Here is a 13,078-nt window from a genome sequence, read left to right on the forward strand (position 1 = left end):
ATTCAGATCAAGGAAGCGCGGGCTTTTTTGCGATAAGATGAATGTATTCACAGATTATATTATCGAGGAGGACGATTATCATGAGTATCACGTCATTGCAAGAAGTCAAAATATTTAGTGAGGACCGGTTTACGAAACGTGTTTTATTCCAACAGGGTGGTGGAGTGACCTTTGTCCTTCATTTTCTGCCAGGGCAGCAGCTTCCCGTTCATAAACATCCGGGCACAGACGTTATTTTGCTGGTGGTCGAAGGCACAGGCACACTTATTCTGGATGGAAAAGAACAAGGGGTGAAACAAGAGGATGTGATCCATTGCGGCGGTGAGGTCGAGTTCGCATTCCATAATACAGGAGATCAGGAGGTTCGTTTGTTCGTGGTGTTAAACAAAGTGCCAGCAGCATCCTATGCAAAGGACATCTAACATCTAATATCAAGGAATCGATAAAATGATTCACTGATTGGCATCAATATAAGGGGGAACTCTATTCTGGAGTTTCCTTATTTATTTTTATTCAAGAATACTCTGCTCCAACATTCGTCCTTCTAGCAATCTCCGGGGTGTATATCCAGTGTATGTTCCCATCGCAAAACAAAAAGCATACCTGGGTCTGAGAACATCAGATCTTAAGTACGCTTTTTCGTATTCCGGCAGCAATTTGTTCATTCATCCGCTCACTGTTCATTCTGCCTAGAAGTATCCCAGCATTTCCTTGGCTTCAATCGACATCAGCTGTGGAGACCATTGTGGCTCCCATACGACTTGAACATCAATATCGGTCTTATTCGTATTTTCCTGCAAAACCCATTTCACCGCACCGACAATTGTATCGTGCAGCGGGCAACCTGGTGTAGTCAGCGTCATTCGTACATGAACCCGTTCAGGCTCTTCCCTTACTTCATACACCAGACCCAGGTCAACGATATTGACACCTAATTCAGGGTCATACACTTCCTTGAGACATTCTAGCAAATGCGTGGTTTGTTCCATCATGTTCACTCTCCAGTCCACCTTATTTATGTTAACGTCTGAATACCAAAGCAATATTTGTTATATAAACGATGGAGACAAGAGACAAAATCGTCCCTCCAACCATCATGACCTCAGCCAGATTAATCAGAATTCCACTGACAAGCAAAAGGCTTCCAGCGACCATGGCGAGCATACCCCAATTGACATACCGTTCACTCAGCATACCTGCCATCAGCGGTGTTCCGGGTCTGCCTGCCTGCTTGCCATATTTGTGGGTCCACCATAGAAAAGGCACGATTTTGGAGGCATAACCAAGTATGGTGAGAGACACCCAACCCCCGAGATATACCCATCCAGACAGCAGAACAACACGTGGATGGAGAAGCAGTTCAGTCCCTTGCGAGGAATAGATCAGTAGGGCAACAGCATATACAGCAAACGCACGGCTTACATACACAGACCAGCGGATACCCGGACCTGGGTTACTTTTGTGCCGTTTCTCCTGAATTTGCTCCAAGTGATACACATAGAAGAGCAGGGCTGAGGTTAGAAGTAGGAGCGCGAGCCAGAGCAGGCCTCCCTTAATACCTGTCAGAAATGCGACAACACCTGTAACTACAGCTGCATTCCACAGAACCAGGACCACTTTTTGCAGTCGAATGGAATAATCGTGGGACAGGTAGAACATCGGAAGCATTTTGTAACTGAATCCGGTAATTAACATGCCAAACCAGCCAAGTGTTCCCATCCAGATATGTGCGCCGAACAAGCGTCCGTGCAGACCATTCCAATCACCAAATGCAAAATTCAAACCCATCAGCATACCGGAAAGCCCGGTTAGAACCAGATAAAGACAGGAACAAGCTGCACTGATCGTTACCGGATTCCACTGTGAGGCACGGAAGAGGGTAACGCCCATATTCCATCCGAACAACAGAATGCCAGAGAGCGCGAGTGTAGCAGAACCCGCAATCCAGATGACATCTGCACGGATGAAGCCGAATAACATGCCCACGATTCCGATACTGAACAAGAAATAATGACAATAACCGAGGAACAGACTATAGATATTGGATTGCAAAATAACGTGTATCAACTGATAAACGGCACCCATAGCCAGCATGGTTGCCCACCCGAGCACAAACTGATGGGCATGAAACCAGCCTTCGGGTCCTCTGAGTTCATCACCAAGCCAGCCTGTCAGCGAGAGCAGGGAGAATGCGTGATACATTACAAATCCAAAGATGCCCGTGATGATAAAAAGAAACGGCAACCTGGACATGGTCTTTGCCTCCTTACCCTTTTTCAATTCTCAATTTGGCCGTACCATCGGCTTGATCCTCAACCGTGAAGGGGCAACCGAGATTATTTAACTCTTCAATCAAGAAGACTGGCACACGGTCATTGTGAATCAGTACGACTTCCCCAGGTTTGCAACGCTCCAGTGCGGCAAGGGTTCGCATCATGGGTTGTGGCGGTTCCAATCCGCGATTGTCCAGTATAACGGTGGGCGCCTGTAGGGATTCAAAGTTTTCAATCGCAACAGCTTGCTCCTCTGGATGGCCTTTGCATGAAGCTGATTCTTCGTCTGAACAGGGCTCAGAAACGACTTCCGATCCAGATAAAACCATTGCAGATAATGCTTTGTCACCGGTTTTATTTTTTTTGTGCACAAACGTGGTAACCCAGTGATCTGAACCTTTTCGTTCCGATGTGCTGGAGTATCCTTTCATCTTGAGAATACCGAGCAGGGGCGTTGGTTTGAATGGAGCGTGTAGTACAAATACATCTTCATGCTGAAGGCCTTTGACCGTGTCCATGATCAGCTGAAACGGCTCCAGCTTTTTACTCAGATGAGGACGCACATCCAATTCAACAATATGGACATCAGATGGAGACATGTGCGTTCACATCCGATCCTGCACTAGCTACATCCGCCTGCTGTACCAACTGTAGAGAAGGTTCATACAGGGCGGCCATTCCACCGTACAGCGCATAGAAGAATGACTCCGGCGCATCGAGGGAGAAGGACAGATAGGCTTTGGGGTCCATCCCGAGTACACGCTCAAAAAGTCTTGCACTGTCATAGGCGTAAAAACAGAAATGAGTATATTCGAACACAGGCATTTTTTCGTAAATGGTAATAATCTCTTGCGCATACTCGGCCTGCTCACGCTGTGCTATCTGCACCATGGTTGTGGCATCTTCCAACCTCAGCGTGATGCGAAGTGTAGTATCGTCAATGATTTCAACGTGGGCCATAGCGGTTCAGCTCCAATCTATAATTTGCTGATTTTGACTTGGAAGGTTGTAGGACCCTGCTCAATATACTCCCAGTTGAAGCCATCAGGATGTGTGGACTGGAATTGGAATCGAAGTGGCTTAGGATCGTGATCGTTAATGAGCAGCATGGATTCCTGTGGTTGCAACTGATCAAACGTTTCAAAAATAACTTTATGTTTCAAATGCGGTGGATACTCCGTAGCATTAATGGTTGCTGCGTATGTGTTCAAGTGTCATTCCTCCAAATAGGGATAGTGTGGTGTTGCAATTTGATTATAGAAAACGTGAGGAGGTGGCTGTGTGAGCCTGCTCACACTTTTTCTTTTGCCATAATTTTGCCTTATTTAGACCAGAATCCTGTTTGGTAAAGGATTACAGAGCATATATAAATGTGCAACTGTGCGCTATGTTTCACTTCTTGTGATATTTTGCACAGTTCGCCGAGCGAGACATCCTTATATTTAGCGTCAAGATGACAAGCGATGAGAGGAAGAAAGTTCCCTCCTTCAGCCGATGTTAAGACAGCACCCTAGAGAAGGGAGGTACGTGTATGGAATCAAAATTAATGGACCCGTTTGGAAGAGTGCATGATTATTTGAGAATTTCGGTTACGGATCGTTGTAATCTCCGCTGTGTGTATTGCATGCCGGAGGAAGGAATGCAGTTTGAACCGACAGAACGCATCCTGTCCTATGAAGAAATCACGTCCATCGTTAATGCGCTTGCTCCACTGGGCATTCGGAAATTGCGTTTGACCGGAGGAGAGCCTCTTGTTCGTAAGGGGCTGGATCAACTGATTGCGATGTTATCCGCTATTCCGGGAATTGAGGACATCGCATTGACAACCAATGGCATCTATTTGGCAGCTTATGCGGATATGCTGAAGGCTGCGGGACTAACTAGGGTGAACATAAGCCTGGATTCTTTGAAGCCAGAACGATTTGCAAGCATTACTCGAGGCGGCAAGGTGCAACGTGTGCTGGAAGGCATTAAGGCCAGCCAAAAGGCCGGATTTCATCCGATCAAGCTGAACGTGGTGCTGATGAAAGGCGTGAACGACGATGAGGTGGAAGATTTTCTGCTGATGACTCGGGATGAACCAATTCATATTCGGTTTATTGAGTACATGCCTATTGGTGAAAGTGGAGAAGGATGGAGATCAGGATATATGCCCCTCGAACATGTACTGGAAACATGTGGAGCGCGATGGGATTACGAAAGATGTGGAGAGATATACGGGAATGGACCTGCGGACAGTTATCGCATAGTGGGGGCTGCTGGAACCTTTGGTCTGATTCACCCGGTGAGTAGCCATTTCTGCGGGAATTGCAATCGGCTGAGACTGACGGCAGACGGTAATATCAAACCTTGTCTCTACTGGTCGGATGAATTCAATGTTCGTCCACTCGTAGGTGATGACAAGGCGGTGCAGGATTTATTTTACAAGGCGCTCGGAGCCAAACCCGAAACACATGACATGTTAAAAGACTTAAACGGGCAACAGATCGACGGCAAGCCAACGTTGCGACATATGTCGCAAATCGGAGGTTAGCAACAGTAGTTCAGGATTCAATTTGCGTCAACAGGTCATATATGTGGGAGGACAACAATGAGTAACAAAAGCATGCCCTGGATGGGCAAACTCAAATATTTTGCCAAACGTGAAAAAAGTGCGGAGGGCTGGAGTGAAATGTCCCCGGTCAACCGGGATTGGGAAGATGTCTACCGCCGCCGCTGGCAGCATGACAAAGTGGTGCGTTCCACACACGGAGTCAATTGTACAGGATCATGCAGCTGGCAGATCTATGTGAAAGACGGCATTGTCACTTGGGAAACGCAGGCTACCGACTATCCTTCAACCGGACCGGATATGCCGGAATTTGAACCCCGTGGATGTCCACGCGGAGCGAGTTTTTCATGGTATCTGTACAGCCCGCTACGTGTCAAACATCCTTACGTACGTGGTGCATTACTGGACATGTGGCGTGATGCGCTTCAGACGCATGGTGACCCGGTTCAAGCATGGTCCAGCATTGCGGATGATCCGGCCAAAGTGAAAAGATACAAATCGGTCCGTGGTAAAGGGGGATTAATTCGCGCGTCATGGGGTGAAGTGACACAGATTATCGCCGCTTCGCTGATTCATACGATCAAAGAATACGGGCCAGACCGGATTATTGGTTTCTCTCCTATTCCTGCAATGTCGATGGTCAGTTATGCAGCAGGATCACGCTTCTTATCTCTGATGGGATCACCATTGCTTAGTTTTTACGACTGGTATGCCGATCTCCCACCGGCTTCACCTCAGATCTGGGGCGATCAAACGGATGTGCCGGAGAGCAGCGACTGGTACAATTCTGGATACATTCTGGTATGGGGCTCCAATCTGCCAATGACGCGGACACCGGATGCCCACTTCCTGGCTGAGGCACGTTATCGGGGAACAAAAGTGGTGTCGATCAGCCCGGATTATGCGGAGTATGTGAAATTCGCAGATACGTGGATGTCGGTAAAACAAGGAACGGACGGCGCTTTGGCGATGGCTATGGGCCATGTCATTCTAAAAGAGTTTTATATTGAAAAACCTACGGACTATTTCATGCAATATGCCAAACAGTATACGGACTTTCCAAATCTGCTGATTGTGGAAGAAAAGGACGGCGTACACACAGCAGGCAGATTTCTAGTTGGGGAAGATCTGGGCATCACAGGTAATAACATGGCTTGGAAAACGCTCGTTTACGATGAAAACAGTGGAACCTATGCGATGCCGAAAGGAAGTTTGGGCTTCCGTTGGGGTGAAGAAGGCACATGGAATCTCAAAATGGAACAGGTGGAGAACGGTGAGCCGATTGATCCAAGACTATCCATGCTCGGCGTCCATCATGAACTTGTAACGATTCAACTGCCGTACTTTGATGATGAGGGAACACATGTCATGGAGCGGCAGATTCCTGTACGTCAGATATGGTTAGGAGAAAGGTGGATTACAGTAACAGCCGTATACGATCTGGTGCTTGCCAAATACGGAATTGAACGTGAAATGACGCGTTCTGCGGATTCAGCAGAAGTAGTCAATGGTGTGGAACAGTTGAGTGTACGTGTTAACCATGGAGATGAAATCTTGCATGCACCACAGGTAAAACCATTCACTCCAGAGTGGCAAGAGAAAATCACTGGTGTGGACCAAGAGACTGTCGTACAGATTGCACGTGAGTTCGCACAGAATGCGATCGATACCAAAGGTCGTTCCATGATCATCATGGGAGCCGGTATTAATCACTGGTACAACTCCGACGTTATCTATCGCGCCATTATTAACTTAATTCTGATGACAGGTTGTCAGGGTGTGAATGGTGGAGGCTGGGCCCATTATGTTGGTCAAGAAAAATTGCGTCCGGCTGAAGGATGGCAGACGATTGCCTTTGCTCGTGACTGGACCGGACCTGCACGTCTGCAGAACGGAACATCCTTCTTCTACTTTGCAACAGATCAATGGAGATACGAGGAGACCCAAGTGGGAGAGTTGACTTCGGCGCTTGAAGGTGAACCGCGGTTCCAGCATGTGGCTGATTATAATGTGATGGCTGCGCGTATGGGCTGGCTTCCATCCTATCCACAATTCAATCGTAACTCGATTGATCTGCATCAGGATGCGCTACAGGCCGGAGCAACGACGAAGGAAGAGATTGGCGCTTATGTTGCTTCCGAGCTACAGAACAAAAATCTGAAGTTCTCGATCGAGCAACCGGATGATCCGGCGAACTTCCCGCGTGTACTATTTGTCTGGAGAGCGAATCTGATCTCAAGTTCTGGCAAAGGGCATGAGTATTTCCTGAAACATCTGCTCGGTGCAACGAACGGATTGCTGAACGATGACGATCATGGACTGCGCCCAGAGCATGTGGAGTGGGTGGATGAAGCACCGGAAGGCAAGCTTGACCTGATGATCAACATGGATTTCCGTATGGCAGGTACAGCGATGTATTCCGATATTGTGCTGCCAGCAGCGACCTGGTATGAGAAAAGCGATCTGAGCAGTACGGATATGCATCCGTTCGTTCATCCATTCAACCCGGCGGTAGCCACGCAGTGGGAATCCCGTTCTGACTGGGATACCTTCAAGGAAATCGCACGTGTATTCTCCGAGATGGCTGCGCAGCAATTCGATGGGCCGCAGAAGGAGATCATCGCTACACCACTCTTGCATGATTCACCGGATGAGCTTGCTCAACCGTACGGAGAGATCAAAGACTGGAGCGCGGGAGAATGTGAAGCGATCCCGGGGAAAACGATGCCGCATATTCAGGTCGTGGAACGTGATTATGCTGCCGTATATAACAAAATGATCAGTCTAGGACCTGTGGTGAAGGATAAACCAATCGGTACCAAAGGCATGTCCTGGTCTGCCAGTGAAGAGTATGAAAAACTCAAGGGTATTCTGGGCGTGCATCGTAAAGATGGCGTTGGACAAGGGTGTCCGGATCTGAGCACCGACCGCAATGTTGCGGAGGCCATTCTGACCTTGTCCAGTACAACGAACGGCAAGATGGCTGTACGTGCGTGGGAAGCGCTTGAACAGAAAACGGCATTGCATCTGAAAGATTTGGCTGAGGAACGATCTGAGGAATGTTTTACATTTGACGAGATCACTTCCAAACCGAAAACGGTCATTACTTCACCTGCATTCAGCGGATCGGAAAAAGGCGGACGCCGATATTCGCCATTCACCACCAATGTGGAGCGCCTGATTCCATGGCGTACATTGACCGGCAGACAGCAGTTCTATATTGATCATGCGATGCTCCGTGAGTTCGGAGAGACATTAGCGACATTTAAACCTGTGCTGAAGCATACGCCGTTCCATCCGAACAGCAAACGTCCGATCGAAGGTGGCAAAGAAATTGTCCTAAATTACCTGACACCGCATAACAAGTGGTCAATCCACAGTATGTACTATGATGCGTTGCCGATGCTGACGTTGTTCCGAGGTGGCCCGACAATCTGGATGAACTACGAAGATGCAGAAGAAGCGGGACTGGTCGACAACGACTGGATCGAATGTTTCAACCGTAACGGGGTAGTCGTTGCCAGAGCCGTAGTAACACACCGTATTCCTCGCGGCATGGCTTTCATGTATCACGCCCAGGACCGTCACATTAACGTTCCGGGTACCAAAATATCACAGACACGTGGGGGGACACATAACAGTCCGACACGTATTCATGTGAAGCCAACGCATATGATCGGTGGTTATGCCCAGTTAAGTTATGGCTTCAACTACTATGGCCCGACAGGCAACCAGCGTGACCTCAATGTCATCATAAGAAAACTGCAGGAGGTGGATTGGCTTGAAGATTAAAGCACAAGTCAGTATGGTCATGAATCTGGACAAATGCATAGGGTGCCATACATGTAGTGTAACATGCAAAAACACCTGGACTAATCGTCCAGGTGCAGAATATATGTACTGGAACAATGTGGAGACCAAGCCAGGGGTCGGTTATCCAAAACAATGGGAGGACCAGGAGCGTTATCGCGGTGGCTGGGAGATGAAGAATGGCAAACTGGAATTGAAGTCCGGCACACGGGCAAGACGCTTGCTTAACATTTTCCATAACCCGGATCAGCCTACCATTGACGATTATTACGAGCCATGGACATACGAGTATGAGAAACTGACGAACAGTCCGGAGAAAAAACATCAGCCTGTAGCACGACCAAAATCCCAGATCACTGGTGAATATATTAATCTGGAGTGGGGGCCGAACTGGGAAGATGATCTGGCAGGTGCCCATGTAACCGGGATGGAAGATCCCAATATGAAGGGTGTCGAGGACTCGATCAAAATGGATTTTGAACAGGTATTTATGATGTACCTGCCACGAATCTGTGAACACTGCCTTAATCCGGCCTGTGTGTCCTCTTGCCCTTCCGGAGCGATGTACAAACGGGAAGAAGACGGAATTGTACTGGTTGACCAAAATGCCTGCCGCGCATGGAGATTCTGTGTATCGAGCTGCCCATACAAAAAGGTCTATTTCAACTGGCAGACGAACAAAGCCGAGAAATGTACCCTTTGTTTCCCGCGGATTGAAGCGGGCCTGCCAACGATCTGTGCCGAAACCTGTGTGGGACGTATCCGTTATATCGGCCTGATGCTGTATGATGCAGACCGTGTTGAAGCCGCTGCTTCCGTTGAAAATGATCAGGATCTCTATGAATCCCAGATGGATATTTTCCTTGATCCGAATGACCCTGAGGTGATTCGCGAAGCGCGCGAGGCCGGAATTCCAGAGGATTGGATTATTGCAGCGCAGCAGTCCCCTATTTATAAAATGGTTATCGACTGGAAAATTGCGCTCCCGCTTCACCCAGAATACCGCACCATGCCAATGGTATGGTATATTCCACCGCTTAGCCCGATAACCAATCGGGTAGAGGGACAGGGAAGTTCGCTGGAGGCCAATGATATTTTCCCGGCGATTGATAACATGCGTATTCCCGTGGAATATCTGGCCAATCTGCTTACGGCAGGAGATACAGATCAAATCCGTGAAGTACTGCGGAAAATGGCAGTTATGCGCATTCACATGCGTAACCAGCAGACGGGCAAGACCAGTGAATCGGAATTACTGGAAAGAGTAGGCATGGATGCTCAGGAAGTGGAGGACATGTACCGACTGCTCGCGATTGCGAAATACAATGACCGTTTTGTCATCCCGCCAGCTCACCGTGAGGAAGTGGAAGATCTCTTCAGCGAACAGGGCAGCTGCGGACTTGATTTTGCAGGGGGTCCAGGTTCTTGCGGAGTATTCTGATGGGAGAGGAGACAACGACAACGATGACGATCGAACCCAATGAAGGAACAGGTCAGGCTCTGGTTTACGATACGAATACGAGAAGAATGGTCTGTAAACTGATCTCCTATCTGTTGCAATATCCCGATACAGCGTGGAGAGAAGGGTTGCAGGGATTGAAGGAAGCTATACAGTCCATTTCCGATGAGACGGTGAACCAGATCTTGCTGACATTTGTAGATAAAGCACAGGCAGTAAACTCGATTGAGTGGCAGGATTCGTATGTTCGAACATTCGATTTTGATAAAAAGTGTAACCTCTATCTCACGTATGCTCTTCATGGAGATGAACGGGATCGGGGCCCGGCTCTGATTGAATTGAAACGCAGATATGAAGCTGCGGGATTTTATATGGAAGTGAGTGAGTTGCCGGATTATCTGCCTATGGTGCTTGAATTTGTAGCTGAGGCGCCCGAGGAAGATGCCTTGGGTGTGCTCTCCAGCTGCCATAAGGCTCTGGTCACGATGACCGAAAGCATTACGGGACAGAACAGCCCATATGGACCATTGCTCAGTCTGATGTTACAGGTCATTCCTGAGCCCCCAGCTCCTGATGTACCCAAACAGGAAGAAGCAGCTAACCAACAACCTGAAGATCTCATGCAGATTGCGGCTCAGATGAGGAGGGGGAATCGGTGAGTACACTGGAACTTTTGTTATGGGGCGCTCTTCCCTATATGGTCATTGTTTTCTGTATTACGGCAACGATCTGGAGATATGTGACGAATCCCTTCAGTTGGACGTCCAAGTCGAGTGAGATGCTGGAGAAACGAATGCTAAAATGGGGAAGTTTACTCTTTCATATCGGAATATTCGCCGTAATCTGTGGACATATTGCCGGTTTACTTGTTCCGGTGGAGTTCTATCGCTGGATCGGACTGAGTGATGAAGGATATCACTTGATGGCTATCGCAGGAGGACTGCCTGCGGGGATCATTGCATTTGCAGGTGCAGTCATTCTGCTGGTTCGCCGTTATGTTGCTCGCCGGGTCCGGGCGACGAGCAGCATCGGGGATTGGCTGGCCCTTGTCATGTTGATCATTGTCATTGTCACCGGAATACTGGCGACCTCGGCCAATGCGGTGAATCACACAGGTTTCGACTATCGAACAACGATTAATCCATGGTTGCGCGGTCTGATCGTATTCCAGCCTGATCCGGTTCTGATGCAGACGGTACCTCTGAACTTCAAAGTACACATTCTGCTCACTTTTGTACTGTACTGCGTGTTTCCATTTACTCGTCTGGTTCACATGCTAAGTATGCCACTGGGTTATCTGAAACGCAGTTATGTGTTATATCGCAGGAGAGATGGAGCTGTGTATCCGAATCAGGAACAAAAAAAGGAAAGGGCGATGTAAATGCAACATAAAGGAAAGGTTCAACTGCCCTTGCAAACCGCAAGTCTGGTTCTTGGTTTCATGGTATGGGTTATCCTGTCATCTCTGATGCCATTTATTAAAGAGGATATTGCGCTTACATCTTCCCAGCTTGCATGGGCAACAGCGATTCCTGTATTGATCGGATCGATTGCCCGTATTCCGATTGGTTATTGGACGAATCGATATGGAGCACGTAATATTTTTATGATTAGCTTTGTCCTGTTGCTGGCTCCTGTATGGTGGATTAGCCGTGCGACATCGTTCAGTGATCTGGTGATAGGTGGACTGTTCCTCGGTATTGGGGGAGCTGTCTTCTCCGTCGGTGTAACTTCACTGCCCAAATATTATCCGAAAGAGCGACATGGGTTTGTTAACGGGATCTACGGAATTGGTAACCTGGGGACAGCACTGTCTGCATTCGGAGCCCCGCTGATTGCTGATCGTATGGGGTGGTCTACGACGGTTCTGCTCTACAGTATTCTGCTACTAGGAATGGCAGCGCTGAATTTTGCTTTGGGAGACAAAAAGGAAACTCGTGTTAATGTTCCGCTTATGCAGCAACTGAAGGCCATATCACGCAACAATAAACTATGGTTGCTCTGTTTATTCTATTTTCTGACATTTGGTTCGTTCGTGGCATTTACGGTATATTTGCCAAATTTCTTAGTCAGTCACTTCCAGATGGACAAAGTCGATGCAGGTATTCGTACAGCGGGATTCATTCTCGTTGCTACCATCATGCGACCTATTGGAGGCTGGCTTGGAGATCGATTTAATCCGTTCAAAATATTAATGTTTGTCTTCGGCGGATTAACGATTGCAGCGATTGTATTATCTTTCGCGCCGTCATTCTATATCTACACCATTGGATGCCTGACTGTGGCCTTATGCGCAGGGACAGGTAACGGAACTATTTTCAAATTAGTGCCAATGTATTTCGTTAAACAACCAGGTGTGGCAAATGGGATGATCTCGGCTATGGGTGGTCTGGGCGGATTCTTCCCTCCGTTGATGTTGACTTTGTTGTACAGCATGACGGGACATTATGCCATTGGTTTCATGGCTTTGTCACAGATCGCGCTGGTCAGCCTGATACTTGTGATCTGGATGTTCTACCAAGAGAAGCTTCAGTTATCTGCCAGCATTCTGGAGAATACAATTGAAGCGATTCTGATCACGGATACGAATAGTGTCATTACTTCCGTGAACCCGGCCTTCACTGCGGTCACTGGTTATAGCGCTGAAGAGGCGGTTGGACAGAGGCCAAGTCTGCTGAAATCTGGCAAGCAAGATAAACGATTCTATGACCAATTATGGTTGGAATTACGTGAAAAAGGATATTGGCAGGGCGAGATATGGAATCGGAAGAAAAACGGAGAGATCTATCAGGAATGGCTGAGTATAACGGCGATCCGTAATGAAGCTGGCGAAGTTAAATATTATGCGGGCATGTTCAGTGACATGGGCAGGCCAGAGCTCACAATCGCCTGATACATGTATCGGTAATTGTGCATACAGCAAGAGACCTTAACATCGATTGCAGGCGTTAAGGTCTCTTTTTGCACACATAGATTGGTGTAGGG

Annotated in this window: 12 protein-coding genes; 7 read left to right on the forward strand and 5 right to left on the reverse strand. The window is 48.0% G+C overall.

The genetic code is table 11. The features are described 5' to 3' along the window. Positions 1 to 80: 80 nt before the first annotated feature. Complete coding sequence (locus MHI01_RS00145; protein WP_339194174.1) at positions 81 to 422, forward strand: cupin domain-containing protein; 342 nt, start codon at positions 81 to 83, stop codon at positions 420 to 422. A gap of 267 nt (positions 423 to 689) precedes the next feature. On the opposite strand, the gene MHI01_RS00150 is transcribed toward MHI01_RS00145, so the two are convergent. The 5 genes from MHI01_RS00150 to MHI01_RS00170 are packed head-to-tail and all read right to left on the reverse strand — an operon-like array spanning position 690 to position 3,484. Further along, positions 690 to 989 carry a metal-sulfur cluster assembly factor gene (locus MHI01_RS00150; protein ID WP_282322146.1) on the reverse strand — a complete coding sequence of 100 codons (300 nt, stop codon included), beginning with the start codon at positions 987 to 989 and terminating at the stop codon, positions 690 to 692. Between the two features lie 31 nt (positions 990 to 1,020). Then, on the reverse strand, positions 1,021 to 2,253 hold the full coding sequence (locus MHI01_RS00155) for a hypothetical protein (protein WP_282320961.1): 1,233 nt from the start codon (positions 2,251 to 2,253) through the stop codon (positions 1,021 to 1,023). A gap of 13 nt (positions 2,254 to 2,266) precedes the next feature. After that, entirely contained in the window at positions 2,267 to 2,872 is a 606-nt protein-coding gene (locus MHI01_RS00160; protein WP_282320962.1) for a DUF2249 domain-containing protein, read from the reverse strand. Beyond that, positions 2,859 to 3,233 carry a hypothetical protein gene (locus MHI01_RS00165; protein ID WP_282320963.1) on the reverse strand — a complete coding sequence of 125 codons (375 nt, stop codon included), beginning with the start codon at positions 3,231 to 3,233 and terminating at the stop codon, positions 2,859 to 2,861. Before MHI01_RS00165 ends, MHI01_RS00160 begins: the two co-directional genes overlap by 14 nt. Positions 3,234 to 3,250: 17 nt before the next feature. Continuing rightward, positions 3,251 to 3,484: a DUF2249 domain-containing protein gene (locus tag MHI01_RS00170; RefSeq protein WP_036613358.1), complete on the reverse strand. Its 234-nt coding sequence runs from the start codon at positions 3,482 to 3,484 to the stop codon at positions 3,251 to 3,253. A 320-nt stretch (positions 3,485 to 3,804) separates the two neighbouring features. On the opposite strand from MHI01_RS00170, the gene moaA reads away from it, so the two are divergent. The 6 genes from moaA to MHI01_RS00200 are packed head-to-tail and all read left to right on the forward strand — an operon-like array spanning position 3,805 to position 12,986. Further along, positions 3,805 to 4,806 carry a GTP 3',8-cyclase MoaA gene (moaA, locus tag MHI01_RS00175; RefSeq protein ID WP_282320964.1) on the forward strand — a complete coding sequence of 334 codons (1,002 nt, stop codon included), beginning with the start codon at positions 3,805 to 3,807 and terminating at the stop codon, positions 4,804 to 4,806. A 57-nt stretch (positions 4,807 to 4,863) separates the two neighbouring features. Further along, positions 4,864 to 8,616 carry a nitrate reductase subunit alpha gene (locus tag MHI01_RS00180; protein WP_340982225.1) on the forward strand — a complete coding sequence of 1,251 codons (3,753 nt, stop codon included), beginning with the start codon at positions 4,864 to 4,866 and terminating at the stop codon, positions 8,614 to 8,616. Next, positions 8,606 to 10,075 carry a nitrate reductase subunit beta gene (gene narH, locus MHI01_RS00185; RefSeq protein ID WP_253501249.1) on the forward strand — a complete coding sequence of 490 codons (1,470 nt, stop codon included), beginning with the start codon at positions 8,606 to 8,608 and terminating at the stop codon, positions 10,073 to 10,075. Before MHI01_RS00180 ends, narH begins: the two co-directional genes overlap by 11 nt. Continuing rightward, the gene (narJ, locus tag MHI01_RS00190) at positions 10,060 to 10,752 is read left to right on the forward strand and encodes a nitrate reductase molybdenum cofactor assembly chaperone (RefSeq protein ID WP_282320966.1); all 693 of its coding nucleotides are present in this window, start codon (positions 10,060 to 10,062) and stop codon (positions 10,750 to 10,752) included. Before narH ends, narJ begins: the two co-directional genes overlap by 16 nt. Beyond that, complete coding sequence (narI, locus tag MHI01_RS00195; protein WP_310336437.1) at positions 10,749 to 11,474, forward strand: respiratory nitrate reductase subunit gamma; 726 nt, start codon at positions 10,749 to 10,751, stop codon at positions 11,472 to 11,474. Before narJ ends, narI begins: the two co-directional genes overlap by 4 nt. Beyond that, positions 11,475 to 12,986 (forward strand): nitrate/nitrite transporter, encoded by a 1,512-nt coding sequence (locus MHI01_RS00200; protein WP_253501243.1) that lies wholly within the window; start codon positions 11,475 to 11,477, stop codon positions 12,984 to 12,986. The last annotated feature ends 92 nt before the right edge of the window (positions 12,987 to 13,078 follow it).

Source organism: Paenibacillus sp. FSL M7-0656, assembly GCF_038003225.1.
Taxonomy (GTDB): domain Bacteria; phylum Bacillota; class Bacilli; order Paenibacillales; family Paenibacillaceae; genus Paenibacillus; species Paenibacillus amylolyticus.

Bases quoted from the DNA above. Each gene is read 5' to 3' on its own strand.
- MHI01_RS00145 (WP_339194174.1), top strand. From the start codon at position 81: ATGAGTATCACGTCATTGCAAGAAGTCAAAATATTTAGTGAGGACCGG.
- MHI01_RS00150 (WP_282322146.1), bottom strand. From the start codon at position 989: ATGGAACAAACCACGCATTTGCTAGAATGTCTCAAGGAAGTGTATGAC.
- MHI01_RS00155 (WP_282320961.1), bottom strand. From the start codon at position 2,253: ATGTCCAGGTTGCCGTTTCTTTTTATCATCACGGGCATCTTTGGATTT.
- MHI01_RS00160 (WP_282320962.1), bottom strand. From the start codon at position 2,872: ATGTCTCCATCTGATGTCCATATTGTTGAATTGGATGTGCGTCCTCAT.
- MHI01_RS00165 (WP_282320963.1), bottom strand. From the start codon at position 3,233: ATGGCCCACGTTGAAATCATTGACGATACTACACTTCGCATCACGCTG.
- moaA (WP_282320964.1), top strand. From the start codon at position 3,805: ATGGAATCAAAATTAATGGACCCGTTTGGAAGAGTGCATGATTATTTG.
- MHI01_RS00180 (WP_340982225.1), top strand. From the start codon at position 4,864: ATGAGTAACAAAAGCATGCCCTGGATGGGCAAACTCAAATATTTTGCC.
- MHI01_RS00200 (WP_253501243.1), top strand. From the start codon at position 11,475: ATGCAACATAAAGGAAAGGTTCAACTGCCCTTGCAAACCGCAAGTCTG.